This window comes from Frondihabitans peucedani (genome assembly GCF_039537585.1).
GTDB classification, from domain to species: Bacteria; Actinomycetota; Actinomycetes; order Actinomycetales; family Microbacteriaceae; genus Frondihabitans; species Frondihabitans peucedani.
This window is the reverse complement of sequence record NZ_BAABAU010000001.1, coordinates 752190-778518: the sequence shown is the minus strand read 5'-3', so window position 1 is coordinate 778518 and position 26329 is coordinate 752190. Positions and strand designations below refer to the sequence as shown.

Sequence of the window (26329 nt, the reverse complement as noted above, 5' to 3'; positions counted from 1 at the left end):
TCTTTCGATGAGGAGTTGGCTAATGCTACGAGTCGGCGGGGTTCTCGACCGAACACCGGATGGCGAGCCGCAAACTGCCCTGGTGCGTCGACGTCTGGAAGTCGCCGACCCGGCCGAGCGCGTTCCAGGCGGCGGGCGTGACCCGGTTGCGTCGGAGGCCGGTGGAGGTCAGGTCGATCGGCACCTCGACGGTGCGGCCGGCCAGCGACGCGATCGAGTTCGCCGTGCCGATGGGGCCGAGGGTGAGCGTGATGCTCGTGCCGGTCGCGCGGGTGCGGCGGTCGCCGAGGAGGAGCCAGACGGCCTGCAGGAGGCCGTCGCGCTGCTCCGGCGTCAGGAGCCCTGCGAGCGAGGAGGGGTCGGCGAGCTTGACGGCGCGGCCGAGGTACTCGGACTCGGTCACGGCGTGGTAGAGCCACGTCTCGCGGCGGCCCTCGATGAGGTGGAGGCGCAGCTCGGTCGCGAGCGAGGCGGCGGTCGAGGCGACCTGGGGCTCGAGGGGGAGCGGCACGTCGCCGGTCGCCACGCCGTCGAGGAGCTTCTCGGCGGCGAGGTCGAGGCGGGCCAGCTCGTCGCTGGCGAGCATGCCGACGGCGAACCGGGGCTGGGTGACGGTCGACTGCACGAGCACGCGGTCGAGCTCGATCTGCACCATGTGCCGGAACCGCTGCACCGCGTAGATGGCGATGGCAGAGGGCAGGATCGCGATCGCGATCACCGACACCTGCTGCGGGAACGTCTCGCGCGTGAGCGGCGTGGTCAGCGCGACCGCGACCACGAACAGGACGAGGAGCACACCGGCCGCGATCGCGAGCTCGCGGGCGGGCCGGAGCGTGACCAGGGGGAGGAGCCCGAAGCCGACGGAGACGCTCGCTGTCGCGTAGGCGCCGATGTCGTGGAGCGGCCAGATCGCGACGAAGTCGAGCACGACCACGAGCGCCAGGGCGGCGCAGAGGCCGATCATGACGACGCCGGTCAGCCGCTCGCCCTGGATCGCGACGAGGGCGACGACCCCGATGAACGCGGCCAGGTAGATCAGCCAGGCGATGATCGCGGGCGCGGCCACCGGGTACTGCGAGAGGTGCACCAGGAAGAAGATGAGGCCGTAGATGGCCTGCACGGCTGCGACGGCGGCAGCGCCCATGCCGAGGTAGCCGGTGCCGAGGGTCGCGCCGGCCTGCTGGGCCTGGCGGAGCGAGCGCGCTCCCGTCGACGAGGTGGGGAGTCCGCGTGCGGCGCGCCGGTGACGCGGGACTCCGAGGGTGTTCTCGTCGATGCTCAACGCGGGGCCTCCAGGACGACGGTGGTGCCGGCACCCGGCGCCGAGAACAGGCGGGCGCCGCCCCCGACCTCGCGGAGCCGGTTGACGACGCTCTCCTTGAAGCCGAGGCGCTCCTCGGAGATGCCGCCGAGCTCGAAGCCGACGCCGGCATCGGTGACCATCGCCCGGACCATGGTCTCGTCGTGGATGATCGTGACGTGGGCCTCGGTGACCCCGGCGTGCCGGCGGACGTTCTCGAGGCACTCGGCGAGGGCCAGCAGGAACGCGTCGAGCACGTGCGTCGGGAGCAGCACCTGGCCGGTCCCGTGCCAGCTGACCTCGAGGCCCATCCGGCCGAAGCGCTGCTTCACCGACTCGAGGGTCTGGCCGAGGGGGCTCTCCTCGGTGGTGTCGAGGTTGTAGTCGCCGGACGACTGCGGCTGGGGCGTCGAGCCGAGGCGGAGGTGACGGAGCAGGCGGGCGTCTTCGGCGGCCTGCGCGCGGAGGGCGTCGGGCGTGACGCCGAACCCGGAGTGGGCGAGGAGGGTCAGGGTGGCGAGGACCGTGTCGTGGAGGAGTCTCGCGCCCTGGCGGCGCTGCGCCTCGGTCTCGGAGGCCTGGCGCTCAGCGCGGTGCGCATTGCCGATGGAGTAGATGCGGCGGGCGGCGCGGGGGACGCTGTTGCCGATCCAGAAGCCGGCGACGAAGCAGAGGACCCAGCCGAGGAGGACCGCGGCGACCTGGACGTTGAGGATGCTGCCGGTGCCGACGACGACCTCGGCGACGACGATGGCGGCGGTGACGGCCGCGAGGACGACGCGCTTCGTCGACGACGACAGGAGGAGGGTGAACGAGGCGATCGCTCCGCCGACCAGCGGGATGACCGCGGTCGCCAGGGGACCGTCGATGCCGCCGGGGACCAGGGCGACGCCGCCCGCGACCAGGCCGGTGGCCATTCCGAGCACGACCCAGAGCATCCTGCCGCTCCGGCCGATCATGACGAGCATCGCGATCATGACGAGGCACACCGCGGTCACGATCAGCTGGCGGGGCAGGTCGGCGACGCCGGGATAGCTCAGCGCGACGAGAGACACCACGGTGCACGCGATGCCGAGAAAGCGTGTCGTCGTCCGGAGGAGGCGATCACGCTCCTGGGCGAAGAGGTCCATGCGAGTCCAAGGGATGGTGAGGAGGGGCGCCCGAGGGGGCGCCTAGACCCATCGTTCCACAAGTTGTCCCCCTGCTGGGGTCGCGGCGCGCAAGCCGCGAGGAGATTTCACCTTTCAAGCAGTGCTCGAAGGTTGTCGCCGACCACCTCGTTCTCGATCAGGAACCCGTCGTGGCCGAACTCGCTCGAGATGACGACTGCTCCGGGGCTCGACGACGGACGCAGGCCGTCCGCGATCCTGCGCTGGTCGTCCGGAGGGAACAGCCGGTCGCTGTCGATGCCCAGGATCAGCGCTCGGGCCGTGATCCGCTGGAGCGCCGACTGTACCCCGCCGCGGTCCCGACCGAGGTCGTGCGAGTTCATCGCACCGACGAGGGCGATGTAGCTGTTGGCGTCGAATCGGCGGGTGAACTTGTTGCCGTGGAAGTCGAGGTAGCTCGCCACGGCGAACCGGCCCCGCCCGGTCAGCGGCGACAGCTCGCTCTGCCAGGTGCGCCCGAAGCGCGCGTTGAGCTCGTCGGGGGAGCGGTAGTTGAGCAGCGCCATCCTGCGGGCCAGGGCGAGGCCGCGGTAGGGGCCCTCGCCGCCGGGGGCGTCGTAGTAGTCGCCGCCCTCGTAGCCCGGGTCCATGTGGATCGCCTCGATCTGCACGGTGTTGAGCGCGATCTGGTCGGCGCTCGACAGGGCCGTGGTCGACAGCGCAGCGAGCCGCTCGACGCGGGAGGGGTGGGTGACGGCCCACTCGAGGGCGTGCATGCCGCCCATCGAGCCGCCGACGACGGCCTGCCAGCGGTCGATGCCGAGGGCGTCCGAGAAGCGCGCCTGTGCCTCGACCTGGTCGCGGATCGTCAGGCGCGGGAACCTGGAGCCCCACTCGACGCCGTCGGGGGCGAGCGAGGCCGGACCGGTCGAGCCCTGGCAGCCGCCGAGCATGTTGGGGGCGACGACGAACCAGCGGTCGGTGTCGATCGCGAGGCCGGGGCCAACGATGCCGGGCCACCATCCTGCGGTCGCGTGCCCGTCGCCCGGAGGGCCGGCGAGGTGGCTGTCGCCGGTGAGCGCGTGGAGCACGAGCACCACGTTCGAGTCGTCGGCGGCGCGTCGGCCGAAGGTCTCGTAGGCGATCCGGGGCTTCGGCAGGATCTCGCCGCTCTCGAGACGCAGGTCGTCGAGCGTGACGAAGAGGCGTCCGCCGACCGGGTCGCCCTCCCGCCAGGCCCCGGTGACCGGAGGCTTGCCGAGCATGGCCATCCGGGCCGGCTCCGTGATGACTCTCGACGGGACGGTGTCTTCGGGGGTCGTCTGCCAGTCCATTTGGCTCAAGCATGGCAACAACGGCCAGCGCTCGCCTGACTGTTACGTCACGTGGGCGGTCGCACACGCAGTTCGGCCCGAGTCGCCGCGGGGAACGCGGGTCTCGGGCCGAAGTGCGTGTGCCGGACGCCTAGCTGCTGCGGAGGGACGCCGCGGTCGCGGACGCGGCTGCCTCGAAGCCGGCCGCGAGGTCGGCCTTCAGGTCGTCGACGTTCTCGAGGCCGATCGAGAGCCGCACGAGGCCGGGGGTGACGCCGGTGGTGAGCTGCTGCTCGGGGGTGAGCTGCGAGTGCGTCGTGGAGGCGGGGTGGATGACGAGCGAGCGGACGTCGCCGATGTTCGCCAGGTGGCTGAAGAGGCTCAGGCTGTCGACGAGGGCGGCTCCCGCGTCGACCCCGCCCTTGAGCTCGAACGAGAGCACGGCACCGACGCCCCTCGGGGCGTACTTGCCGGCGGCGGCGAACCAGGGGCTCGTCGGGAGGCCCGCGTAGAACACGTTGGCGACGTCGTCGCGGCTGTCGAGCCACTCCGCGATCTCCTGCGCGTTCTGGACGTGCCTCTCGATCCTGAGCGACAGCGTCTCGATGCCCTGGATGAGCGCGAACGCGGTGTCGGCCGAGTTCGACGAGCCGAGGTCGCGGAGCAGCTGGACGCGGGCCTTGATGATGTAGGCCAGCGGGTCGCCGACCGCGCCGGTGTAGCTGGCGCCGTGGTACGAGGGATCGGGCACGGTGAGCTCGGGGAACTTCTCGACGTTCTTCGACCACTCGAACCGGCCGCCGTCGACGATGAGGCCGCCGATGACGGTGCCGTGGCCGCCGAGGAACTTCGTCGCCGAGTGGACGACGATGTCGGCGCCGTGCTCGAACGGGCGGATGAGGTACGGGGTGGCGATCGTGTTGTCGACGATCAGCGGGACGCCGTTCTCGTGAGCGATCGACGACACCAGCGAGATGTCGAGGATGTTGATCTTCGGGTTGCCGATGGTCTCGGCGAAGAACAGCTTCGTGTTAGGCCGGACGGCGCGGTGCCACTCGTCGGCGTCGTCCTGGTTCTCGACGAACGTCGTCTCGATGCCGAGCTTAGCGAGGGTGTACTTGAACAGGTTGTAGGTGCCGCCGTAGATCGACGACGACGACACGATGTGGTCGCCGGCCTGGGCGATGTTCAGGACGGCGAGGGTCTCGGCCGCCTGACCGGACGACACCAGGAGGGCTCCGGAGCCGCCCTCGAGCGTCGCGATCCGCTGCTCCACGACGTCGTGGGTGGGGTTCATGATGCGCGAGTAGATGTTGCCGAACTCGGCGAGCGCGAAGAGGTTCTTCGCGTGCTGGGAGTTGTCGAAGACGTACGAGGTCGTCTTGTAGATGGGAGTGGCGCGCGCGTGCGTCGTCGGGTCGGGCTGCGCCCCGGCGTGGATCTGCTGGGTCTCGAACTTCCAGTCGGCACTGTGGTCGGCCATGGTGTGCTCCTCGGGTCGGGTGGTCTCTCGGGTGACTCCTGCCCGTCCGCGTCGATCGGGCCGTCGCCGGAGAGCCTAGGGAGGGGGCCTCGGGGCCGCAACGGCGGTGACACGGGGCGTAACGCCCGCGAGTAGCGTCGCCCGCATGACAGCTCTCACCGACACCTTCACGCTCTCCAACGGCGTCCTCATCCCGAGGATCGGCTTCGGCACCTGGCAGATCCCGGACGGCGCTCCCGCCTACGACTCCGTGACCACGGCCCTCGAGGCGGGCTACCGCCACATCGACACCGCCTCGGCCTACGGCAACGAGCAGAGCGTCGGCCGTGCGATCCGCGACAGCGGCATCCCGCGCGACGACATCTTCGTGACGACGAAGCTCCCGGCCGAGATCAAGGACCACGACCAGGCGAAGGCGAGCTTCGAGAAGACGATGTCGCTGCTCGACGTCGGCCCTGTCGACCTCTACCTGATCCACGCGCCGTGGCCGTGGTCGGACATGGGCTCCGACCACCGCGACGGCAACATCGCCGTCTGGAAGGCGATGGAGGAGATCTACGCCGACGGCCGCAGCCGCTCCATCGGGGTGTCGAACTTCGACGTCGCCGATCTCGAGTCGCTCACCGACGCCACCGAGGTGGTGCCCCACGTCAACCAGATCCGCTGGTTCGTCGGCAACACGCAGCCCGACACGACGGCGTACTGCACGACCTGGAACATCCTCGTCGAGGGCTACTCGCCGCTCGCGACCGGCGCCATCCTCGACCACCCGGAACTGACCAGGATCGCCGCGAAGTACGACCGCTCGGTCGCCCAGGTGTGCATCCGCTACCTGCTCGAGCACGACGTCCTGCCGCTCCCGAAGTCGACGACGCCGTCGCGCATCGTCGAGAACGCCGACGTCGACTTCGAGATCGAGGCGCAGGATCTCGAGACCCTCGACTCGCTCGTCGACACCGAGGCCTAGGCGCGGATCGTGGCCGCCCTCGTCGCCACCGGCATCCTCTCGGCGGACGGGTATGTCGTAGACGCCTCCGGCTCCTTCGCCTGGGCTGAGCCCGACGACGAGGTCCACGCGTTCGTCAACGCCCTCGAGCGGCAGGTGTCGACATACCTCTGCGGCCGGCGGCTCTACGAGGTGATGTCGTTCTGGGACGCCCCGCCGGAGGGCCTCTCGGACGTCGCCGCGGAGTTCGCCGCCGGCTGGCGGGAGGCCGACAAGATCGTCGTCTCGACCACCCTCGAGGCGGTCGACGCCCCACGGACGACGCTCGTGCGCTCCTTCGACCCGTCGCTCGTCACAGAGCTGCCGGGCGTCGCGTCCATCGGCGGCCCGACCCTCGCAGCAGCCGCCTTCGAGGCGGGCGTCGTCGACGAGGTCCAGCTCCTGGCCGTGCCCCACCTCGCGGGCGGCGGCACCCGCTTCTTCCCCGACGGCTTCTCGTCCTCGCTCACCCTCCTCGACGAGCGGCGCTTCACCGGCGGCACCGTCTACACCCGCTACCGCGTCGGCTGACACAGCCGCCCGTGCTGCCACGGCCGCTTGTGGAGAGCGCGGACGGGCTGCCTTTCGCACCGCTAGCGTGTGAACCACACGGACGGCAGCGGAAGGAACAGCGCAGGATGACGCAGCAGACAGCAGAGAAGGCGGCGCCGAGGCGCGCACTGGTCACCGGGGCGAGCTCGGGCATCGGTGAGGCGACCGTCCGGCTCTTCCGCGAGCACGGGTGGGAGGTCGTCGCCGTCGCCCGACGCGAGGACCGACTCCGGGCGCTCGCCGACGAGACCGGGGCGTCGTGGTTCCGCGCCGACGTCACGAGCGACGCCGACATCGAGGCCCTCCGGCGCCACGTCGAGGAGACCGGTCCGCTGCACGTCCTCGTCAACAACGCCGGCGGCGCCTTCGGGCTCGACACCGTCGAGGAGGGCTCGCTCGACGACTGGCAGCGCATGTACGACGTCAACGTCCTCGGCACGAAACGCGCCGTCTCGGCCCTCCTGCCCTCGCTCCGGCGCGGGGCCGACGAGGCGGGCTCCGGCGACATCGTGACCATCACCTCCATCGCGGGGCACATCGCCTACGAGAAGGGCGGCGGCTACAACGCGGCCAAGTTCGCCCAGCACGCCCTCGTCGCCGCTCTCCGGCTCGAGCTGAACGGCGAGCCCCTGCGCGTCGTCGAGATCGCTCCCGGCATGGTCAAGACCGACTTCTCGCTCGTGCGCTTCGACGGCGACCAGGCCCGCGCCGACGCCGTGTACGAGGGCGTCGTCGCCCCGCTCACCGCCGACGACGTCGCCGAGGCCGTCGTCCACGCGGTCGAGCTGCCGCCGCACGTCAACCTCGACCTCGTCACGGTCAAGCCCGTCGCGCAGGCGCAGCCGTACAAGCTCACCCGGGGCGAGCTGACGACGCGAGGCTGATGACGCGCAGCTGACGACGGCGCCGGTGAGGCCGCCGCATCGGCGAGGAGCGCCGGATCGGCGACCTCAGCCGATCGAGACGAAGTCGCGCACGTCGTCGCGGGGGAGCACGTCGGCAGTGGCACCCACTTCGAGCTCCAGCAGCTGCACCCAGCCGCCGGAGGACGACAGGAACGCCGTGTCGGAGGCGTCTCGACCCGTCGCGATCCTGACCAGGGTCTGCCTCGGAGCGAGCCCGGTCGCGTCGACGACGTGCCAGGCCCCGTCGACGAGCGCCTCGGCGACGGCGTGGAAGTCCATCGGCGCGAGCCCCGGCGCGTACACCGACACCAGGCGAGCGGGGACGTCGCGCGCTCGCAGCAGGGCGATGACGAGGTGGGCGTAGTCGCGGCAGACGCCCCGGCGGTCGAGGTAGGTCTGCACGGCGCCGTCGGTCGGCGCGCTCGCCCCGGGCACGTACGACAGGCGGGTGCCGACCCACGACGACACCGCCGACAGCAGGTCGCGGCCCTCCAGGCCCTCGAACTCGCTCTTCGCCGTCGGGAAGAGCGTGTCGGACTCGCAGTAGCGGCTGGGGCGGAGGTACTGGATGGCGTCGAGGTCGGCGAGGCCGATGGGATCCTGCCGGCCCTCGACGTCGACCCGGTAGTCGATCTCGACGCGCCCGGCCCCGACCCGGACCACGTGCAGGCGGGTCCCGCGGTCGTCGACGATCTCGCGCGGCTCGAGAGTGCGGCCGCCCGCGCGGATCGACAGCTCCTCCCGGATGTCCTGACCCTCGCTCGCGGCGATCGACAGCACGAGCTCGGCCTCCGAACGCGCGTTCACGACCAGGCGGGAGAATGCGCTTCGCTTCATCCGACGAGCATCCCACGGCCCGGCTCGCCCCGGCCGTCGACGAGCTCCCGTGCGACGCCCCGGCGGGTGATCTCGACCGGCCGCCCGCCCCAGACGTCGAGCTGTCCGCGCGACAGGGTCCACAGGGTCCGGCCCGACGCGAGATCGAACGCGAGGAGTGTCGACGCGCCGGTCGCGGAGCTCGTGCCCAGCGCGTAGCCCGTCGCCGTCGACTGGCCGACGACCGCGGCCCCCCGCGGCAGCGACGTCTGGAACCGGACGCGCCCCGACTCGCCGTCGAGCTCCGAGACGGTCAGCGCCGTGTCTCTCGCGTGCACCGGGCCGATGGTCTCGACATCGCTCGTCGTCGACCCCTCGGGCGTCCCGACGACGGAGCCCGCGACCGCGGTCGACCACCGGGCCCGACCGTCTGCAGGATCGAGGCAGGTCACCCGCTCCGAGCCCGTCTCCAGGACGACGCAGCCGCGCGACACGGTCAGCCCCGAGATCGACGGCGCGGGCCGCGACCAGAGGGTCCGCCCCGTGCGGTCCAGCAGCACCACCGACGGCTGCAGCCCGACGCCCTTCGGCACCGTCTGCGCCACGACCGTCTCGCCCGAGACCCGCACCCCCTCGAGATCCCGGAGGTCGTGCTTCCACGCCGTCTCCGCCCCGGTCGCGCCGTCCACAGACACCGTCCGGTCCGGGAGCGGCACGACGAGCCGGTCGGGGAGCAGCTGCGGGAACAGCACCGACGAGATCGAGCGGCTCCAGAGCCGGTCGCCGAGCCGGTCGATCCTGCGCAGGCTGTACGTGTTGACCGCGCCGCCGATGTCGGGCGCGACACTCACGACGAGCCGGCCGGACACCGCGAAGTTGATCGCGTCGTCCGGTGCGTCGACCCGTGTGCTGCTCACGGTCCGGCCGGTGGCCGTGTCGAGCGACAGCAGGTAGTCGCCCCGCGAGCCGGCGACGCCGACCACCACCGCGCCCGCCGAGCGCGACGCGTGCCAGACGACGGAGAAGACCTGCATCCCGAGGTCGCGCTCGAGGCTGCGGCGCCAGGTGATCCTGCCGGTCTGAGGATCGATCATCACGAGGTGCCCGGGCGTCGACGGGCTCGACACCTCGCAGGCGGCATCCGACCCCGTCGAGCCCGCAGGCGGCAGCGTCGCGGTCACGATCTCGTGGCGGGCGTCGACGCCGCCGGCGCGGAAGCCCGGGCAGTCGGTCGGCAGGCCGGGCGCGAACTCCTCCGCCAACGGGACCGACCAGCCCGACGGCGACGGGCTCTGCCGGACCTCCTGGAACGTCGTCCCGCCGTACGGCTCGTCCGACCCGTACACCGGCTGGAGCGCCGCTCCGCCCCCGACGACGAGCGCGACCACGGCCGCCCCCGCCAGGTAGGCGACGAGCACCAGGCGCGCGGTCGACAGGCGGCGCCTCGGGTGTGGGCTCGCCCGCACCGACCGTGCAGCCGCCGACCCCGCTGCGCTCCGCAGGGCAGAGCCGGACGAGCCCGCAGGATCGCGCACAGCCCGGAGGCTCGAGGGCCGGCCGGGCCGCGGAGGCGCCCACCTGGTCCCGTCGCCGTCCATGCCGCTCCCTCGCCGAATGTCCTCATGCTATTCGGGCGCGTGCAACCGGCCGCCGCTGCCGTCCGACGTAGGGTCGGAACGCCGGGGCCGGAAGCCCCAGACCCGATCAGCGTGAGGAACCACCCGTGCCCCTCGACACCAGCGGCCCCAGCCGCCGCACCTTCGTCACCGGACTCGCAGGGCTCGGCGCGCTCGCCGGAGTCGGGACCCTCGCCCTCGCCGGCTGCACCACCCGCGCCCCCTCGCCCGCCGCCTCCACCACCCCTGCTGCAGACAGGGGCCCCTCCACCTGGGCCGCCCTCGCAGCAGCGGCGACCGGCACCCTCCTCCGCCCGTCGAGCGTCGGCTACGGCACCGCGAAGCTCACCGAGAACCCCCGCTTCGACGACGCCGCACCCCTCGGCATCCTGCTGGCCTCCTCGGCCGCCGACGTCGCCGCCGGCCTCGCCTTCGCCCGCAACTCGAAGACCCCCCTCGCCGTCCGCTCCGGCGGCCACAACTACGCCGGCTGGTCCGCCGGGGGAGCGAGCGGCACCGACGTCTCTCCCTCCCTCGTCATCGACACGGCCGGGCTCCGCAGCATCACGCTCTCCGACGACGGCTCGACCGTCGACATCGGCCCCGGAGCGCCCCTCGCGCTGGTGTACGAGACGCTGGGCGCCCGCGGCAGGGCGATCGGCGCAGGATCCTGCGGCACCGTCGCCGTCGGAGGCCTCACCCTGGGCGGCGGGGTCGGGGTCCTGTCGCGGTCGTTCGGCCTCACCTGCGACCAGCTCACCGGCGTCGAGATCGTCACGGCCGACGGCGTCGTGCACCAGGCCTCGGCCGCGAAGGACGCAGACCTCTTCTGGGCGTGCCGCGGCGGAGGCGGCGGCTCGGTGGGCGTCGTGACGAGACTGACCTTCCAGACGCAGGCCGCGCCGACGGTCGACATGTGGGCTCTGACGTTCCCGTGGTCGGCCGCCGCCGACGTCGTGGCCGCGTGGCAGCAGTGGGCCCCGACCGCCGACGAGCGGCTCTGGTCGACCCTGAAGCTGCTCGGCGGCGAGACGCATCCCCGAGGCCCGGTCGTCACGGTCTCCGGCACCTGGACCGGCGACGGGCCCGTGAGCGCCCAGCTGTCCGCCTTCCTCACCTCGGTCGGCACCGCGCCGCTGACGTCGGTCGCGACATCGCACGACTACGTCGACGCGATGCTCCGCTACGCGGGGTGCGCCGGGCAGAAGGCGTCGGCCTGCACGACCGGCGACGGCGGCGTGCTGAAGCGCGTCTCGGAGTCGGGCGCATCGAGCCTGCCGACCGTCGCGCTCTCCGCCGACGGCATCCAGACGCTCCTCGCGAAGGTCGAGGCGGCGCAGGACGTCGTCGGCCTGACCGAGGGCGGCATCTCGCTCGACGCCCTCGGCGGAGCGGTCTCGAGGGTGGCGGCCGGCGACACCGCGTTCGTCCACCGCGACGCGATCCTGAGCGCTCAGTACACCTCCACCTTCGCCGACGGGGTCGACCCGTCGAGCTTCGACGCCTACGTCCGGTCGTTCCGCGAGGCGCTCGTGCCCGAGTGGGGCGAGGCGTCCTACGTGAACTACGTCGACGCCTCGCTCGCGTCGCCCGGAGAGAGCTACTTCGGAGCGAACCTGAGCAGGATGCAGTCCATCCGGAAGGCGACGGACGCCGCGTCGGTCTTCCGCCAGCCGCACTTTCTCTGAGGCGGTCGTTCGAACACGTGTTCGAACAATCGGCTACACTCGGAGCATGTCGCTCTCCTTCCAGACCTCCCTCTTCGACGACCTCGACGCCGAGCCCGAGCTCGGCCCGCTCGGCGCCGACGTCGAGCGGATCGACCTCGGCGAGGGCGCCTGGCTCGACCTCCGGCCGGGCTGGGTGCAGAACTCCGACGCGCTGTTCGAGCGCCTCGTCGACCGGGTCGACTGGAAGGCCGACCGGCGCGAGATGTACGACCGCGTGGTCGACGTGCCTCGGCTGGTGTCGTGGTTCGGGCCGGGGGCCGAGCTGCCCGACCCGGTGCTCCACGAGGCGCAGGAGGCCCTGAACGACCACTACGGCCGTCCGCCGCAGCAGGTCTTCGAGACCGCTGGACTGTGCTTCTACCGCACCGGCGACGACAGCATCGCCTGGCACGGCGACAAGGTCGGCGACGCGATCGACCGCGACACCATGGTCGCGATCGCGTCGGTCGGCGCTGAGCGGGTGCTGGCCGTGCGCTCCCGGTCGGGAGGCGAGGTGCGGCGGTTCCCGCTCGGCCACGGCGACCTGCTCGTCATGGGCGGCAGTGCCCAGCGCACCCACGAGCACTCGATCGCCAAGACCCGGAGGGCCGTCGGGCCGCGCATCAGCATCCAGTTCCGGCCGCTCTGGTCGAGGTCCGCCTGAAGCATCCGGCGTCGCGTCGATCCGGTCCCTCCCACTACGGTTGGGGGATGGTTCTCCTTCCCGACGAAAGTCCGCTCGAACCCGGCGCCGAAGCCCCTGAAGCCCCCTCGCGAGACTCCTCGCGCGAGATCCTGGGCTGGCTCGAATTCGGAGAGGCGGCGCGAGAACTCGCTCAAGACGTCCTCGCCTCGGGCTTCCGCCCCGACGTCGTCGTGGCCATCGCCCGCGGAGGCCTCGTCCTCGCGGGCAGCATCGCGTACGCCCTCGACACCAAGATGTGCGGTTCCATCAACGTGGAGTTCTACACCGGGGTCGGCAGCGTCCTCGACCGCCCCGTGATCCTGCCCCCGGCCCTCGACGCCCCGGCCCTCGCCGGCAAGCGCGTCCTGCTCGCCGACGACGTCTCCGACTCGGGCCGGACCCTCGAGCTGGTGCGCGACATCCTGCGCGGCCACGGCGCCGACGTCCACACGGTCTGCCTCTACTCGAAGCCGCGCACGATCCTCGAGCCCGACCACGTCTGGCGCCACACGGCCGACTGGATCACCTTCCCCTGGAGCGCCCTGCCCCCGGTGACGGTGTCCACGTGAGCATCCACCTCGTCGGAGGCGGCTGGTCGAGCGGCCAGAGCGAGGTCTACGAGCTGTTCGTCGCCGAGGCCGCGACGCGCGCCGGCCGGGTCGGCCGCCAGGTGCCCAGGATCGCCGTGCTCATCGTGGTCGAGGACGACGTGCCCTCGGAGGACTACCGCACCGGGTTCCCCGCACTCCTCGCCGCGATCGGGCCGTGCGAGCCGCTCGTCACCGAGGTCGTCTCGAGCGACGTCTTCGACACGACCGTCCTCTCCGACATCGACGGGCTCCTCGTCGGCGGCGGGATGACGCCGGCGTACTTCGAGGCGATCGTGCCGCTCGTCGACCAGATCCGCCTCCTCGTGGGCGACGGCCTGCCCTACCTCGGCTTCTCGGCCGGCGCCATGATCGCCGCCGACACGGCGATCCTCGGCGGCTACCGGATCGGCGGCGTCGAGGTGTGCCCGCAGGACTCCTCCGAAGACCTCGACGAGGTCACCCTCGTGCAGGGTCTCGGGCTCGTCGACCTGGCCATCGACGTCCACGCCGCGCAGTGGGGCACGCTGACGCGCCTCATCGCCGCCACCGAGGCCGGCATGGTCACCGGCGGCGTCGCGATCGACGAGAACACCTCGCTGGTCGTCGGCGAGGGCGCCCTCGTCGTGCTCGGCACCGGCAGCGTCTGGCGCGTCGAGCCGCAGATCGACGACGAGTCGGGCGAGATCGTCGGCGTGTCCGTGGGCACGCTCGCGGTGGAGTGAGCCCGTCGTGAGCAGCGCCCCCGCAGCCCCGCGACCGCTCGCCGACCTCGTCGACCCGGGCTGGGCGAGGGCTCTCGAGCCGGTCGCCGGACAGGTCGCAGCGATGGGCGAGTTCCTGCGGGGCGAGGTGGCAGCGGGTCACGCGTACCTCCCGGCCGGCGACCTGATCCTGCGCGCCTTCACCTACCCGTTCGACGACGTGCGGGTGCTGATCGTCGGGCAGGATCCGTATCCCACCCCGGGCCACCCCGTGGGCCTCTCGTTCGCCGTCGACCCGCACGTCCGACCCGTGCCGCGGAGCCTCGGCAACATCTACCGCGAGCTCCGCGACGACCTCGGCGTGCCGCCCGCGCCCCACGGCGACCTGACGGCGTGGGCCGAGAACGGCGTCCTGCTGCTCAACCGGGTGCTGAGCGTCCGGCCCGGGACGCCCGCGTCCCATCGAGGCAAGGGCTGGGAGGCGGTGACCGACCAGGCGATCGACGCGCTGGTCGCCCGCGGAGGCCCGCTCGTCGCGATCCTGTGGGGGCGTGACGCGCTGTCGCTGAAGCCGCGGCTCGGCGACGTGCCCACCGTCGAGTCGGCGCACCCGTCGCCGCTGTCGGCGTCGCGCGGGTTCTTCGGGTCGAAGCCGTTCAGCCGGGCGAATGAGCTGCTCGTCGCGCAGGGCGGGGAGCCGGTCGACTGGCGGCTGCCTGCGGATGCGTCCGCCCCGCGGTCGTGACAGGCTGAATCGTGCTCGAAGAGGAATACCAGCCCCGACGCCGACTGCCGCGCGCCCTCCAGCCGGCGCCTCGACCCGAGACGCCGTTCTCGTTCGAGATCCGGCCAGCGGTCCCCGAAGACCTGCCCGCGATCCGCGACATCTACAACCACTACGTCGCGAACTCGACCGTCACGTTCGACGAGAAGGCGATGACGATCCGCGACTGGCGCGCCAAGTACGCTCGGCTGCAGCAGCTCGAGATGCCGATCCTGGTCGCGGAGTCGCCGTCCGGGCAGCTGCTCGGGTACACGATGGTGTTCCCGTGGCAGGCGAAGGCCGCGTACCGCTACACCGTCGAGGACAGCATCTACCTCGGGCCGGCATCGACCGGCAAGGGTCTCGGCAAGGCCCTGCTCGGCGCGCTCATCGAGGCGTGCCGCGAGGCCGGGATCCGCGAGATCATCGCCGTCATCGCCGACAAGAACGCCGACGCGTCGATCCGGCTGCACGCCTCCTACGGCTTCAAGGAGGTCGGCCGCATGGGCCGGGTCGGCTTCAAGTTCGACCGCTGGCTCGGGACCGTCATGATGCAGAAGTCGCTCAAGAAGCTGAAGAGGCCGCGGGGGTAGGTGCGGGCTGGGTGGTCGTGGCTGTGCGGTGCGGTGCTGTGCGGTGCTGGTTCGGTTCGGTTTGGTTGCTCGAGATCGCAGTTCGACGGGGTTCGGCCCGGGTTTCGTGTGTCGAAGTGCGATCTCGGGGTGTGCGCGGGTAGTCGGGCGTGCATCCTGCGTCGAGATCGCAGTAGCTGTCGCCTCGGGGTGCCCGCGGGCGACAGGTAGTGCGATCTCGGCGGAAGGGGGGGTGGCAGGCGTCAGGATTGCGCGGGGCGCGCACCACCGAGCTCGAGCAGGCCGACGCCCGCGATGACGAGCACGACGCCGCCGATCTGCAGCAGGGTGAGCGGCTCGTGGAACACCAGCCAGCTGATCAGAGCGACCAGGACCACCCCGACCCCCGCCCAGACGGCGTAGGCGATCCCCAGCGGCACGCCCGCCCGCAGGGTCTGCGACAGCATCACGAACGACAGCACGTAGCCGACCGCCACGACGATGTAGGGCCACCACGGAGCATTCGGCCCGCTCACCACGCGCAGGAACGTGGTCGCGACCACCTCGCTCGCGATCGCCAGGGCGAGGAACAGGTATCCCATGGGCGTCGTCCTCCGTCGGGGTGGGGGCGCCGGTCCGGGTGTCGGCGGCGTCCCGAGAGTAGTGGCGGCAGGTGAACGCGGGATGGGCGGGCGCGCCGAATCGACCCGCCCCGTGCGAGGCGAGCCGATTCGAGCGAGCGCAGGATCAGCGGAGACTGATCACCGACGCAGGCGGCGCCGCAGCACCAGTCCGAGCCCTCCGAGGAGCAGCAGGATCGCCGCCGTCAGAGGTGCGACGGGCGACGCGCTGCCGGTGAAGGCGAGGGAGCCGTCCGCTGCGGGAACAGTGCCGGCGGCCAGGCCGGCGGTGGTGAGGTCAGCGGCGGCGGTGTCGATCCCGCGGGTGGTCACCGAGGTGCCGGTGCCCGAGGTGGTGCCGGTGCTGGTGCCGGAGCCGGTGTTGCCGGTGTTCGACGGTCCGGACGGTGTCGTGATGACGGGCGTGCCGGGGTCGGTCGGGCTGGTCGGGTCCGTGGGTCCGGTCGGGCCGGTCGGGTCCGTGGGGACAGTCGGGTCGGTCGGCATGGTCGGGTCGGTCGGTCCGGTCGGTCCGGTGGGTCCCGTCGGCCCGGCGGGGTCGGTGCCGGTCGTCGGATCGGTGGTGTCGCTGTCGCCGATGACGGAGACCGAGTTGCCGCCGACGGTCACGGGGAGCGAGATCACGGGGATGATCTGCGTTCCGCCGAGGACCGAGCCGGACCCGGTGGTGGTGCCGGTGGTGCCGGATCCCGTGGTGCCGGTTCCCGTGGTGCCGGTGGTGGAGCTGCCGGTGGAGGACGAGTCGCCGATCACGGAGACGGCGTTGCCGCCCGCGGTGACGGGGAGCTCGACGGCGGGGATGATCTGCGTTCCGCCGAGGAACGAGCCGGTCCCAGTGGTGGTGCCGGTGGTGCCGGATCCCGTGGTGCCGGTGCCGGTGCCGCCGCCGGTGGTGGAGCTGCCGGTGGAGGACGAGTCGCCGATCACGGAGACGGCGTTGCCGCCCGCGATGACGGGGAGGCCGACGACGGGGACGACCTGGGTGCCGCCGAGGACCGAGCCGGACCCGGTGGTGGTGGTGCCGGTGCCGGATCCCGTGGTGCCGGTGGTGGTGCCGCCGGTGGTGGAGCTGCCGGTGGAGGACGAGTCGCCGATCACGGAGACGGCGTTGCCGCCCGCGGTGACGGGGAGCCCGACGACGGGGACGACCTGCGTGCCGCCGAGGACGGAGCCGGAGCCGGAGGTGCTACCGGTACCGGTGCCAGTCGCAGCACCTGTCGAATCGCTACCCGTGGTGGGCACCGAGGTGCTGCTGCCCGACGAGCGCGAGTCGCCGATCACCGAGACGGCATTGCCGCCGACGGCCACCGGGACGCTGACGCCCGGAACGACCTGCGTGCCGCCCGCGACCGAGCCGGAGCCCGACGTGGAGGGCGACGAGCTGCCCGAACCCGAACCCGATCCAGCGGCCGGGGCCGTGGTCGACGAGCCGGCCGTCGACGACCCGGACGACGACGAGTCACCGAGCACCGAGATGCCGTTGCCGGAGAGCGTCACCGGGACGTCGAGACCGATGAGGGCCTGGCTGCCCGAGGCGACCGACGAGTCGCCGGAGGTCGTGGCCGTGGTGGGGGCCGGTGATCCTGCGCCGGGGGTCGTGGTCTTCGACCCCGTGGAGGACGAGTCGCCGAGCACCGAGATGCTGTTGCCGGAGACCGTCACCGGAGCCGACACGACGGGAGCGGCCTGCGTGCCGGAGGCGACACCGTGCGAGCCCGAGGTGGTCGGGGCGGGTGCCGGAGCAGCCGGCACCGAGGCGGCGGGAGCCGACGACGAGCTGCCCGCGCTCGAGCTGTGGCCGACCACGGAGACGGCGTTCCCGGAGACGGTCACCGGGACGTGCACCGAGACGATTCCCTGGGTGCCGGAGAGGATCCCGGAGATGCCCGAGGTGCGCGGAGCGGCAGCGGGCGCAGCCGGAGCCGAGGAAGGAGCAGGCGCAGCAGGAGCAGAAGGAGCAGCAGGCGCAGCAGGCGCAGCCGGAGCGACAGACCCGCGGCTGACCGCGTGCCCGATGCCCGAGACTGCGGTTCCCGTGACCTTGACCGGTGCCGAGACGGCGGCCGCGACCTGGGTGCCCGAGAGCAGCCCGTCGTGCCCGGTCGTCGTCGCGGCGCTGGCCGCGGTCGTGCCGACGGCCCAGAGGCCCCCGACGAAGCAGGCTCCTGCGAGCCCGCGGATGACGTACTTGTTCATGGTGATGACTCCTGAATCGAGTGGATCGACCGAATCGCGTGCGTCACGTGATTCGAGTGCTCGGAGTCCGGGAGCGCGAGTGCGCGTGATGCCCGGATCGAGCGTGAGACCGAGTGCGACGGAGCGCAGGATGCGCGGATCCGCCGGGCCGCCGGAGCAGCCGAGGGGCCTGTCCGCTCACCTCTCGACGGGGGTCGAGGGGAGCGGCGGCCCGGTCAGTCGGGCGTCGAGTCGGAGTCGTAGGCGGGCGCGGCCAGAGCGGCCGCGTCGACGTCGTGCAGGGCGGCACCGCGGAGAGCGGAGGCCCAGAAGAGCGAGTCGCCGGCGAGGGCGGCGGATGCCCCGCCAGCCGAGCCGGAGCCGGCAGCCGAACCGGACTGCGCCGAACTCGAGGGGGCCGCGGGGAGCGAGCCCTTCTCCGGCGAGAACGGCATCGCCGGACCGGCCGGCGACGAGGGTGCGGCCGTCGATCCGGCGCCGGCCGACGAGGCGGCGCGGGAGACCCCGAGGCCGAAGACGGCCGAGTCAGAACCGGACGAGACCAGGATGCTGGTGCCCGCCGCCAGGGCGCTCACGCCCTCCGCGTCGAGGCCCTCGACTGCCGCGGCCGGGCCGTTGTCGGCCCCGCCGAGCGCACCGGCGTCGACTCCCGGGCCGCCCGCAACAGGGTCGCTCGGTGTCGTGCCGCCGGAGACGGGGCTGGTGCCGGGCAGGTCGATCGGCCCGACGCCGATCGGCCCGACGACCACCGGCGGGACCACGACGGGCGGCACGATCACGACAGGGCCGCCGGGCAGGGACGGCGATGCGGCCCCCTCGGCGACGGCCCCGACGGTCTGGTCGACGGCCGAGGCGACGGGTGCGGTGACCGTGCTGACGGGCTTCGAGCCCGTCACGGCGCTGACCACGGGCACGCTCGCGACCACGTGGTCGACGGTCGAGGCGACCGGCGCCACGACGTGCTGGACGGGGGTTGCGGCAACCGTGTCGAGGGTCTTCGTCACGACGGGGGCCGCCTGCGCGACCACGTGGTGGACGGGCGCGACAGGGGCGGTGGCCCTGGTCGCAGCGCCGAGAGCACCTGTCGCGGTCGATCCGACGCTCTTCGCGACGGGGGTCGTGACGTGCTGCACCGGCGCGGTGACACGCGTGACGATCTTCGAGACGGAGCCGGTCAGGCGGGAGCCGGAGGCGGCCGGCGCGGAAGCGGTAGGCGCCGAGGCGGCAGGCGCCGATGCGGCAGGTGCAGAAGCCGCGGGAGCGGCCGACGACACGTGAGCGGCGACCGACGACACCGACGACACCGGCCCGGTGGCCGCGGACGCCGACTGCGACCCCAGGGTCACCCCGAGCACCACGAATCCGCCGGACACGAGACCCGCGAGCAGCAGGCGGCGCGCGAGTGCGCGTGCCCGGTGCGGGTTCTCGGCCGTGCGGGGCACGGCGGCCGTCTGATCCACGGCGTCACCTCAGCGTGTCGTGTGCGTCGAAGCTGGTAAGACCTCGAGGGGCGGTGGTTTGCCGCCCGATGACGAGACTGTACGCCTCGGTCTACCTCCCGGCAACACAAACCGGCCGAATGGCCCGAGATGTACCCCGAGCCCGGGCGATAGGCTCGGCGCGATGTTCGAACTCCACCATCTGACGGCGCAGGAGCAGTACGACTGGCTCCGGCGGGGAGAGGTCACGCCGCGCGAGCTGGTCGACCACTACCTCGAGAGGGTGGGGCGTCTCGATCCTGCGCTCGGCTCGTTCGTCACGGTCACGGCCGACGCCGCCCGCGCTCGCGCCGACGAGCTCGCAGCCGCGGGCCGCAGCCCCGCACCGCTCTGGGGCCTGCCGCTGGCCGACAAAGACCTCACCGATCGTCGGGGCGTCCCGACGGGCGCAGGATCGCGGCTCTCCCGCGGGCGCGTCCCCGCCTCCTCGTCTGCCGTCGTCGACGCCGTCGACACCGCCGGCGCCATCAGCCTCGGCAAGACGGCGACACCGGAGTTCGGCCTCACCTCGTACACCGAGACGCTCGTGGGCCCGCCGACCCGCAACCCCTACGACCTCTCGCTCGGTCCCGGAGGCTCCAGCGGGGGAGCGGCGGCGGCGGTGGCGGCGGGGCTCCTGCCGTTCGCTCCCGGATCGGACGGCGGCGGCTCGATCCGCATCCCGGCCGCCGCCACCGGCCTCGTCGGCCTCAAGCCCTCGCGCGGCCGCGTGCCGTCGCAGTCGGGCCTGACCAGTCTCGGCGGACTGGCCGTCGGCGGACCGCTGGCCCGCACCGTCGCCGACGCGGGGATGCTCCTCGACGCCCTCGTCTCGCCCGACGGCCTGCCGCCGCACCACCGCTACGCGCTCCGGGCGCCCGAGAACCCGGAGGGCTCGTTCCTCGGGTCGGCCGTCCGAGGCGAGGGCCGGTTCAGGATCGGCGTGACCACGAGCTCGCCGTGGGACGACACCTACGACGTGCGCATCGACCCGTCCGTCGACAAGGCGCTCCGGCTGACGATCGAGCACCTCGGAGCGGTCGGCCACGAGATCGACGACGCGACGCTCCCCGCCTCCGACTACGGCCGCTGGTTCACCGTCCTCTGGAAGGCGGGCGCCGCGTCGATCCCCGCGGAGGGCGCCGACCTCGAGCTCCTCGAGCCGATCACGCGCTGGCTCGTCGAGCGCGGCCGTGCCCTCTCCGCCCGCGATCTGGGGGAGGCCCTGGCCGGTCTCACGGCCTTCGAGGCCTCCGTGATCGAGGCCTTCGACCCGTTCGACGCCGTCCTGACGCCGACCCTGGCTCTCCCGCCGCGGCCGATCGGCTGGTACGACGCCGCCGACGCGGAGCGGAACTTCGAGCAACAGTGCCTCTACGCGCCGTTCACGTCGTTCGTCAATGTCGCCGGGCTCCCGGCGATCTCGCTGCCCGTCCACGAGCATGAGGGCCTCCCCGTCGGCGTACAGCTGATCGGCCGCCCGGGCCGCGAGGACGTCCTGCTCTCGATCGGGGCCCAGCTCGAGCGCCGCATCCGGTGGCAGCGGCGGCACCCGCCGGGCTGGTAGGGGCCGCGGCTCGGTCGCGACGCGCATTCCGGCCCGAGTCACGCCGGACGAAGCGTGTCCCGGGCCGGAATGCGCGTGCGGAGCGCCGCAGCACTACAGCACGCCGCGACCGGTGCCGCGACCAGACCAGCACGTCGAAACCGCAGCCGCGAGCAGAGCAGCCCTACGCCGGCGGCGGCGCCACGTCGAGAGTCGGCACCGCGGCGATGAGCCGCCGCGTGTAGTCCTCCTGCGGCGACCGCAGCACGTCGTGGGTGGTGCCCTGCTCGACGATCCGCCCCTGGTGCATGACGGCGACGCGGTCCGACAGGTGGTTCACGAGTCCCAGGTCGTGCGACACGATCAGGAGGGCGAGGCCGCGCTCGCGCCGGAGCGACGCCAGGAGCTCCAGGATCTGCGCCCGGACCGTCACATCAAGAGCACTCAGCGGCTCGTCGCCGACGAGCAGCCGCGGCGAGTGCACGAGCGCGCGGGCGATGGCGATCCGCTGCCGCTGACCGCCGCTGAACTCGTGCGGGTACCGGTCGAGGACCCCGGCGGCGGAGCCGGTCGGGAGCCCGACGCGGTCGAGCATCGCGGTGACGAGGGCCCGGTGGTCGCCGGGCACGTCGAGCGCCCGGAGGGGTTCGGCAACGATGTCGAGCACGCGCATCCGGGGGTCGAGCGAGGAGTAGGGATCCTGCAGCACGATCCCGGTGTCGCGCCGCAGCCAGCGCAGATCGCGGGCGCGGCCGGGGGCGACGGGACGGCCGTCGAACGTCACGGAGCCGGTCGTGGCGCGGTCGAGCGCGAGCAGGATCCGCACCAGCGTCGACTTGCCCGACCCCGATTCGCCGATCAGGCCGACGCTCTCCGACGCCCCGACCGCGAGCGAGGCGTCGACGACCCCGCGCCGCACGACGCCGGGGGTGAAGAGCGTGCGCCGGGGCAGCACGAAGTCGCGGCCGACACCGTGCGCCTCGAGGAGCGCGGGCCCGGTCACGAGGCGCTCCAGGTGGTCGCTCGGGCCGCCTCGACGAGCCCGCGCGTCACGGGGTGCTCCGGGGCGTGCAGGATCGTCGCCACCCGGCCCCGCTCCACGGCCCGGCCCTCCGAGAGCACGACCACCTCGTCGGTGACCTGCGCCAGGACCGCCAGGTCGTGGGTCACGAACACGAGGCTCGCCCCGCGCTCGTCGACCAGGCGCCGGAACAGCGCGAGGATCTCCTCCTGGGTGGTCACGTCGAGGGCGGTGGTGGGCTCGTCGGCCAGGATGAGCGCCGGTCTCGCGATGAGCGCGATGGCGATGCCGACGCGCTGCCGCTGACCGCCGGAGAGCTGGTGCGGGTAGAGGTCGACGACGGTCTCGGGGTCCGGCAGCCCGACCTCGCGCGCGGCCTCCACCGCGCGGAGGCGGGCCTCGCGCTTCGGCAGGCGCTCGTGGAGGCGGAGCGGCTCGGCGATCTGACGACCCACCGTGTGCAGCGGGTTCAGAGCGGAGAGGGGATCCTGGAACACCGTGCCGATCTGCGAGCCGCGGACGCGGGCGAGCTCGCGCTCGGGGAGCCCGATCAGCTCTCGGCCGTCGAGCAGGACGCTGCCGGTCACGACGGCCTCCTCGGGGGCGAGTCCGATCGCCGAGAGCACTGTCAGCGACTTGCCGGAGCCCGACTCGCCGATCAGGCCGAGGCGGGCGCCGTCGCCGACGCGGAACGAGAGGTCGTCGACCACCCGGCGGCCGCCGATCTCGACGGCGAGGCCTGTCACGTCGAGGCTCATCGGGTCTCCTCCGTCGTCAGGCGGGCGAGGCGCGAGGACCGCAGCCGCGGGTCGGAGGCGTCGCGGAGCGCGTCGCCGAGCAGGTTGAAGGCCAGGACGGTGAGCGTGATCGCGAGCCCCGGCCAGACGACGCTGCCGGGGTGGATCGCGATGTAGACCTGCAGGTCGTTCAGGAGTCGTCCCCACGAGGTCGTCGACGCGGACGCCCCGAAGCCGAGGTACGACAGGCCGGCCTCGGCGAGGATCGACGTCGCCATCGCGAGCGACAGCTGGACGACGAACGTCGGCGCGACGTTCGGCAGCAGGTGCCGGAGGAGGACCCCCGCCGGGCCGACGCCGGAAGCGCGCGCCGCCAGGACGTAGTCGGTGCGGCCGATCCTGCGGATCTCGCCCCTCGACACCCGCGCGATGTTCACGCCGTAGCCGATGCCGACGGCCGTGACGACCACGCCGAGCGACCCGCCGACGATCGAGGCCAGCAGCATCGCGATGAGGATCGTCGGGAAGGCGATCAGGATGTCGATCAGAACGGCCGTCGACTCGCGCACCCACCGCGTCGTGAGGGAGCCGAGCGCCGCCAGGGCGATCCCGACCACCGACGCCAGCACGCCTGCGAGCACGGCGACGATCATCGTCGTGCGGGTGGCGGCGAAGACGTAGCTGAAGATGTCGCGGCCGATGCTGTCGGTGCCGAAGAGGTGCTGGAGCGACGGCGTCTTCCAGGCGCTGTACGGGTCGGTCGCGAACGGGTCGACGGGAGTCCAGAAGCTCGACACGACGGCCGAGACGAGGAGGAGGGCGATCCAGGCGGCAGCAGCCACGCCCGCGGGCCTCCGGAGGAGCTCGATGAACAAGGTGCGGCGCCGCGCGGGCCGCCCCGCGAGGGCGCTCACTCGCCCGGCTCCCGGAGGCGCGGATCGACGGACCGGTGCACCAGGTCGACCACGAAGCCGAGGATCAGCACCAGCCCGGTGAGAGCGAGGAGCTCGCCCTGCACCTTCGTGAGGTCGCGGACCCCGACGTCCTGCACGAGCATCCTGCCGACCCCCGGCAGGGCGAAGAGCTGCTCCACGAGCACGGCGCCGACGAGCAGGGCGGCCAGCTGCACCCCGAGCACCGACACGACGCTGAGCAGCACGTTGGGGAGCCCGTGGGTGACGACCGCCCGGGTGCGGGTCATCCCCTTGGCGGCCGCGGTCCGCACGTAGTCCTGCGACATCGCCTCGAGCGTCGCCGAGCGGGTGAAGCGCAGGATCACGGCCCCCTCGATCACCCCGATCGTCAGGGCCGGCAGCAGCAGGCTCCGCAGCGCCTGCACGGGGTCGGCCCACCCGTCGCTCGGGTAGCCCTGCGTCGGGAACAGCCGGATCGCGACCCCGAACACCGCGATCAGGATCATCCCGCCCCAGACCGCGGGGACCGCTGCGAAGGCCTGGGCGACGCCCGAGATGACGGTCCCGCTGATCCTGCGCCGGCGGAGCGCCGAGACGACGCCGAGGGGGATGCCGAGGACGAGCCCGATCACGAGGGAGAGGCCCGCGAGGGGCAGCGTGACGGAGAGCTTCTGGACGAGCTGAGACGACACGGACGAACCCGTCACGAGCGACCTGCCGAGGTCGCCGTGGAGGAGGCCGCCGAGCCAGGCGGCGTACTGCACCGGGAGCGGCCGGTCGAGGCCGAGGCTCTTCCGGATCCCGGCGACCTGGTCGGCCGTGCCCTGCGTGCCCGCGATGACCTGCGCCACGTCGCCCGTCAGAAGACGGAGCGTGAAGAAGATCAGCGCACTCGCCACGAGCAGCCCGAGGACGAGCAGCACGAGGCGCGAGAGCACGAAGCGGGTCACTGCGACTTCTGCAGCTTCGCCAGGTCGAGGCGGGACGACGTCGACGACGTCGGGAAACCGGTGATCCCGTCGTGCACGGCGGTCAGCGTGGTCGCCGTGTACAGCCAGTCGGCGGGGGCGTCCTCCGCCACGATCCGGGCCGCCTGCTTCAGCTTCTCGTCGACGACCGCCGGGTCGGTGGCGGCGAGGGACTCCGCGTAGAGGGACTGCACCTTCTCGTTGTCGTAGCCGAAGTAGTAGTCGGGGTTCGCCCAGTTGCCGAAGTCGTGCGACTCGGCGTGGTTCACGATGCTGAGCTGGTAGTCGTGGGCGACGTAGACGTTGTTCAGCCAGGTCGTGAAGTCGGTCTGCGTGACCTTCAGGGTGATGCCGACCCTCTTGAGCTGCGAGGCGAGGAGGTCGCCGATCGAGGCCGGGTAGAAGTTGGCGTAGGTGAGGCTCAGGGTCAGGTTCGCGTGGCCGGCCTCGCGCAGCAGCCTCTTCGCATCGCTCGGGTCGTAGGAGTCGACGCTCGAGAGGTTCTCGTAGCCGGGGTCGAGAGCGGGGATCGGTCCGCCCTGCGTGACGCCGGCGCCGCCGAGGGCCTTGATGATCGCCCTGTTGTCGATCGCCTCGCGGATCGCCTTCCGCACCCGGATGTCGGTGAAGGGCGCCTCGGCGTCGTTGAAGGCGAGCGTGTACTTGTCGGTCGTCTTCCCGCGCTTCAGCGAGATGCCGTCGACCCCGGTCAGCTGCGACTGGAGGGTCGCGTCGACGGCCGTCTGGACGTCGACATCGCCCGAGATGACGGCGTTGATGCCGGCTGAGGGGCTCGTGTAGTACTTGAAGACGACGCCCGCGACCTCGGCCCGGCTTCCCCAGTAGTCGTCGAAGCGGGTCAGGCGGATGTTGTCGCCCTGCTTCCAGCTGGCGAGGCGGTAGGGCCCGGTGCCGTTCGCGGTGGTCTTGAGGTCGTTGGTCGCGGCCTGCTCGAGCACGAGGCCCGCCCGGCCGCTGAGGGCCCAGAGCAGGTTCGAGTCGGGCTTCGACAGCGTGATGACGACCGTGTCGGCGGACGGCGAGGTGATCGAGGCGACGTTCGCGAGGTCGGCGGAGTTCTGGAACGTGGCCGTCTTCTTGACCTGCTCGAGCGACCACACGACGTCGGAGGCCTTGAGGGCGTGGCCGTCGTCGAACACGACGCCGCTGTGCAGCGTGAACGTGTAGGTCAGCGCGTCGGCCGAGACCGTGTGCTTCGACGCCAGGACGTCGACGACGTCGTTCGTCGAGGTGCGGCCGACGAGGCCCTGGTAGACGTTGTCGATCAGGACCTGGTCGAGTGCGATTCCGGCGGTCGTCCGGATGTCGAGGTCGGTCGGCTCGAGGACGAGGCCGACGTTGACCGTGGCCGAGGTGTCGGGCTTGCCGGTCTGGGTGGTCGTGGTGCCGGACGAGCTGCAGCCCGCCGCGATCAGGGCGGTGACGAGGGCGAGCGAGGCAGCGGCGACGAGTCGGGCGGGGCGCATGGGCGGGGGCAGACCTTTCTTGACCCCTGCGGCAGGCTCGATTCGTGGTCGGCGCTCACCGCAGGACGGAGGAGACCGTGTCGTCGGTGAGCACGGAATGCTGGGAGAGCCTGTCGCTGGTGAACAGGGCCGCTGCGGAACCGCTCGTCGCTTGTGAACGAGGGACCGCCCCCGCCGCGGGTCGCTGCTGAACCCGTGGCCAGGAGAGAAATTACCACGGGACCCGAGGTATTCCTGTCCCT

The 26329-nt window shown here is 72.3% G+C and carries 24 protein-coding genes; 10 read left to right on the top strand and 14 right to left on the bottom strand.

From position 1 onward, the window contains the following. Positions 1-25: 25 nt before the first annotated feature. From ABD733_RS03640 to ABD733_RS03625, 4 genes are all read right to left on the bottom strand, one after another. Positions 26-1282, bottom strand: a complete 1257-nt coding sequence (locus ABD733_RS03640; RefSeq protein ID WP_344793667.1) for a hypothetical protein — start codon at positions 1280-1282, stop codon at positions 26-28. Further along, complete coding sequence (locus ABD733_RS03635) at positions 1279-2430, bottom strand: sensor histidine kinase (RefSeq protein WP_344793666.1); 1152 nt, start codon at positions 2428-2430, stop codon at positions 1279-1281. Before ABD733_RS03635 ends, ABD733_RS03640 begins: the two co-directional genes overlap by 4 nt. 107 nt (positions 2431-2537) lie before the next feature. Beyond that, positions 2538-3743, bottom strand: a complete 1206-nt coding sequence (gene metX, locus ABD733_RS03630) for a homoserine O-acetyltransferase MetX (RefSeq protein WP_344793665.1) — start codon at positions 3741-3743, stop codon at positions 2538-2540. 130 nt (positions 3744-3873) lie between these two features. Beyond that, a complete protein-coding gene (locus tag ABD733_RS03625; RefSeq protein WP_344793664.1) occupies positions 3874-5205 on the bottom strand; it encodes a bifunctional o-acetylhomoserine/o-acetylserine sulfhydrylase in 1332 nt (443 codons plus the stop codon). Positions 5206-5350: 145 nt separating this feature from the next. Between ABD733_RS03625 and ABD733_RS03620 the strand changes: the two genes are divergently transcribed. From ABD733_RS03620 to ABD733_RS03610, 3 genes are all read left to right on the top strand, one after another. Beyond that, the gene (locus tag ABD733_RS03620) at positions 5351-6172 is read left to right on the top strand and encodes an aldo/keto reductase (RefSeq protein ID WP_344793663.1); all 822 of its coding nucleotides are present in this window, start codon (positions 5351-5353) and stop codon (positions 6170-6172) included. A 9-nt stretch (positions 6173-6181) separates the two neighbouring features. Continuing rightward, positions 6182-6721 (top strand): dihydrofolate reductase family protein, encoded by a 540-nt coding sequence (locus ABD733_RS03615; RefSeq protein ID WP_344793662.1) that lies wholly within the window; start codon positions 6182-6184, stop codon positions 6719-6721. A 107-nt stretch (positions 6722-6828) separates the two neighbouring features. Then, positions 6829-7626, top strand: a complete 798-nt coding sequence (locus tag ABD733_RS03610; RefSeq protein ID WP_344793661.1) for an SDR family oxidoreductase — start codon at positions 6829-6831, stop codon at positions 7624-7626. Positions 7627-7692: 66 nt separating this feature from the next. Here the strand turns inward: ABD733_RS03610 and ABD733_RS03605 are convergent, their stop codons facing one another. Beyond that, complete coding sequence (locus ABD733_RS03605; protein WP_344793660.1) at positions 7693-8484, bottom strand: transglutaminase-like domain-containing protein; 792 nt, start codon at positions 8482-8484, stop codon at positions 7693-7695. After that, positions 8481-10061: an outer membrane protein assembly factor BamB family protein gene (locus ABD733_RS03600; protein WP_344793659.1), complete on the bottom strand. Its 1581-nt coding sequence runs from the start codon at positions 10059-10061 to the stop codon at positions 8481-8483. Before ABD733_RS03600 ends, ABD733_RS03605 begins: the two co-directional genes overlap by 4 nt. Positions 10062-10186: 125 nt before the next feature. Between ABD733_RS03600 and ABD733_RS03595 the strand changes: the two genes are divergently transcribed. From ABD733_RS03595 to ABD733_RS03570, 6 genes are read left to right on the top strand one after another with little or no spacing between them, the layout of a single operon-like run. Further along, on the top strand, positions 10187-11767 hold the full coding sequence (locus ABD733_RS03595; RefSeq protein WP_344793658.1) for an FAD-binding oxidoreductase: 1581 nt from the start codon (positions 10187-10189) through the stop codon (positions 11765-11767). A 46-nt stretch (positions 11768-11813) separates the two neighbouring features. Continuing rightward, positions 11814-12452, top strand: a complete 639-nt coding sequence (locus ABD733_RS03590; RefSeq protein ID WP_344793657.1) for an alpha-ketoglutarate-dependent dioxygenase AlkB — start codon at positions 11814-11816, stop codon at positions 12450-12452. 47 nt (positions 12453-12499) lie between these two features. Beyond that, entirely contained in the window at positions 12500-13042 is a 543-nt protein-coding gene (locus tag ABD733_RS03585) for a phosphoribosyltransferase (RefSeq protein WP_344793656.1), read from the top strand. After that, positions 13039-13785, top strand: coding sequence for a Type 1 glutamine amidotransferase-like domain-containing protein (locus ABD733_RS03580; protein ID WP_344793655.1), 747 nt, complete (start codon positions 13039-13041; stop codon positions 13783-13785). The genes ABD733_RS03585 and ABD733_RS03580 overlap by 4 nt, the downstream gene beginning before the upstream one ends. A 7-nt stretch (positions 13786-13792) precedes the next feature. Further along, entirely contained in the window at positions 13793-14509 is a 717-nt protein-coding gene (locus ABD733_RS03575; RefSeq protein WP_344793654.1) for a uracil-DNA glycosylase, read from the top strand. An 11-nt stretch (positions 14510-14520) separates the two neighbouring features. Further along, the gene (locus tag ABD733_RS03570; RefSeq protein ID WP_344793653.1) at positions 14521-15120 is read left to right on the top strand and encodes a GNAT family N-acetyltransferase; all 600 of its coding nucleotides are present in this window, start codon (positions 14521-14523) and stop codon (positions 15118-15120) included. Positions 15121-15362: 242 nt separating this feature from the next. Here ABD733_RS03570 and ABD733_RS03565 read toward each other — a convergent pair whose 3' ends face one another. The 3 genes from ABD733_RS03565 to ABD733_RS03555 form a co-directional block, all read right to left on the bottom strand. After that, complete coding sequence (locus tag ABD733_RS03565; RefSeq protein WP_344793652.1) at positions 15363-15701, bottom strand: DMT family transporter; 339 nt, start codon at positions 15699-15701, stop codon at positions 15363-15365. 159 nt (positions 15702-15860) lie between these two features. Continuing rightward, positions 15861-17936 (bottom strand): hypothetical protein, encoded by a 2076-nt coding sequence (locus ABD733_RS03560; protein WP_344793651.1) that lies wholly within the window; start codon positions 17934-17936, stop codon positions 15861-15863. A gap of 215 nt (positions 17937-18151) precedes the next feature. Further along, positions 18152-19396: a hypothetical protein gene (locus ABD733_RS03555; protein ID WP_344793650.1), complete on the bottom strand. Its 1245-nt coding sequence runs from the start codon at positions 19394-19396 to the stop codon at positions 18152-18154. A gap of 163 nt (positions 19397-19559) precedes the next feature. Here ABD733_RS03555 and ABD733_RS03550 point away from each other — a divergent pair, with 163 nt between their 5' ends. Further along, entirely contained in the window at positions 19560-20981 is a 1422-nt protein-coding gene (locus ABD733_RS03550) for an amidase (protein WP_344793649.1), read from the top strand. Positions 20982-21144: 163 nt separating this feature from the next. Here the strand turns inward: ABD733_RS03550 and ABD733_RS03545 are convergent, their stop codons facing one another. Genes ABD733_RS03545 through ABD733_RS03525 form a run of 5 tightly spaced genes read right to left on the bottom strand, consistent with a single transcriptional unit; the run spans position 21145 to position 26087 of the window. Beyond that, the gene (locus ABD733_RS03545; protein ID WP_344793648.1) at positions 21145-21963 is read right to left on the bottom strand and encodes an ABC transporter ATP-binding protein; all 819 of its coding nucleotides are present in this window, start codon (positions 21961-21963) and stop codon (positions 21145-21147) included. After that, on the bottom strand, positions 21960-22739 hold the full coding sequence (locus ABD733_RS03540; RefSeq protein WP_344793647.1) for an ABC transporter ATP-binding protein: 780 nt from the start codon (positions 22737-22739) through the stop codon (positions 21960-21962). Before ABD733_RS03540 ends, ABD733_RS03545 begins: the two co-directional genes overlap by 4 nt. Then, positions 22736-23632 (bottom strand): ABC transporter permease, encoded by an 897-nt coding sequence (locus tag ABD733_RS03535; RefSeq protein ID WP_425552854.1) that lies wholly within the window; start codon positions 23630-23632, stop codon positions 22736-22738. Before ABD733_RS03535 ends, ABD733_RS03540 begins: the two co-directional genes overlap by 4 nt. After that, the gene (locus tag ABD733_RS03530) at positions 23629-24582 is read right to left on the bottom strand and encodes an ABC transporter permease (protein ID WP_344793646.1); all 954 of its coding nucleotides are present in this window, start codon (positions 24580-24582) and stop codon (positions 23629-23631) included. Before ABD733_RS03530 ends, ABD733_RS03535 begins: the two co-directional genes overlap by 4 nt. After that, positions 24579-26087, bottom strand: coding sequence for an ABC transporter substrate-binding protein (locus ABD733_RS03525; RefSeq protein WP_344793645.1), 1509 nt, complete (start codon positions 26085-26087; stop codon positions 24579-24581). The genes ABD733_RS03530 and ABD733_RS03525 overlap by 4 nt, the downstream gene beginning before the upstream one ends. Positions 26088-26329: the final 242 nt, after the last annotated feature.

Coding starts and splice junctions, on each gene's coding strand:
- ABD733_RS03635 (WP_344793666.1), bottom strand. CDS start 2,430: ATGGACCTCTTCGCCCAGGAGCGTGATCGCCTCCTCCGGACGACGACA.
- metX (WP_344793665.1), bottom strand. CDS start 3,743: ATGGACTGGCAGACGACCCCCGAAGACACCGTCCCGTCGAGAGTCATC.
- ABD733_RS03625 (WP_344793664.1), bottom strand. CDS start 5,205: ATGGCCGACCACAGTGCCGACTGGAAGTTCGAGACCCAGCAGATCCAC.
- ABD733_RS03620 (WP_344793663.1), top strand. CDS start 5,351: ATGACAGCTCTCACCGACACCTTCACGCTCTCCAACGGCGTCCTCATC.
- ABD733_RS03610 (WP_344793661.1), top strand. CDS start 6,829: ATGACGCAGCAGACAGCAGAGAAGGCGGCGCCGAGGCGCGCACTGGTC.
- ABD733_RS03605 (WP_344793660.1), bottom strand. CDS start 8,484: ATGAAGCGAAGCGCATTCTCCCGCCTGGTCGTGAACGCGCGTTCGGAG.
- ABD733_RS03600 (WP_344793659.1), bottom strand. CDS start 10,061: ATGGACGGCGACGGGACCAGGTGGGCGCCTCCGCGGCCCGGCCGGCCC.
- ABD733_RS03590 (WP_344793657.1), top strand. CDS start 11,814: ATGTCGCTCTCCTTCCAGACCTCCCTCTTCGACGACCTCGACGCCGAG.
- ABD733_RS03585 (WP_344793656.1), top strand. CDS start 12,500: ATGGTTCTCCTTCCCGACGAAAGTCCGCTCGAACCCGGCGCCGAAGCC.
- ABD733_RS03565 (WP_344793652.1), bottom strand. CDS start 15,701: ATGGGATACCTGTTCCTCGCCCTGGCGATCGCGAGCGAGGTGGTCGCG.
- ABD733_RS03560 (WP_344793651.1), bottom strand. CDS start 17,936: ATGAACAAGTACGTCATCCGCGGGCTCGCAGGAGCCTGCTTCGTCGGG.
- ABD733_RS03550 (WP_344793649.1), top strand. CDS start 19,560: ATGTTCGAACTCCACCATCTGACGGCGCAGGAGCAGTACGACTGGCTC.
- ABD733_RS03540 (WP_344793647.1), bottom strand. CDS start 22,739: ATGAGCCTCGACGTGACAGGCCTCGCCGTCGAGATCGGCGGCCGCCGG.
- ABD733_RS03525 (WP_344793645.1), bottom strand. CDS start 26,087: ATGCGCCCCGCCCGACTCGTCGCCGCTGCCTCGCTCGCCCTCGTCACC.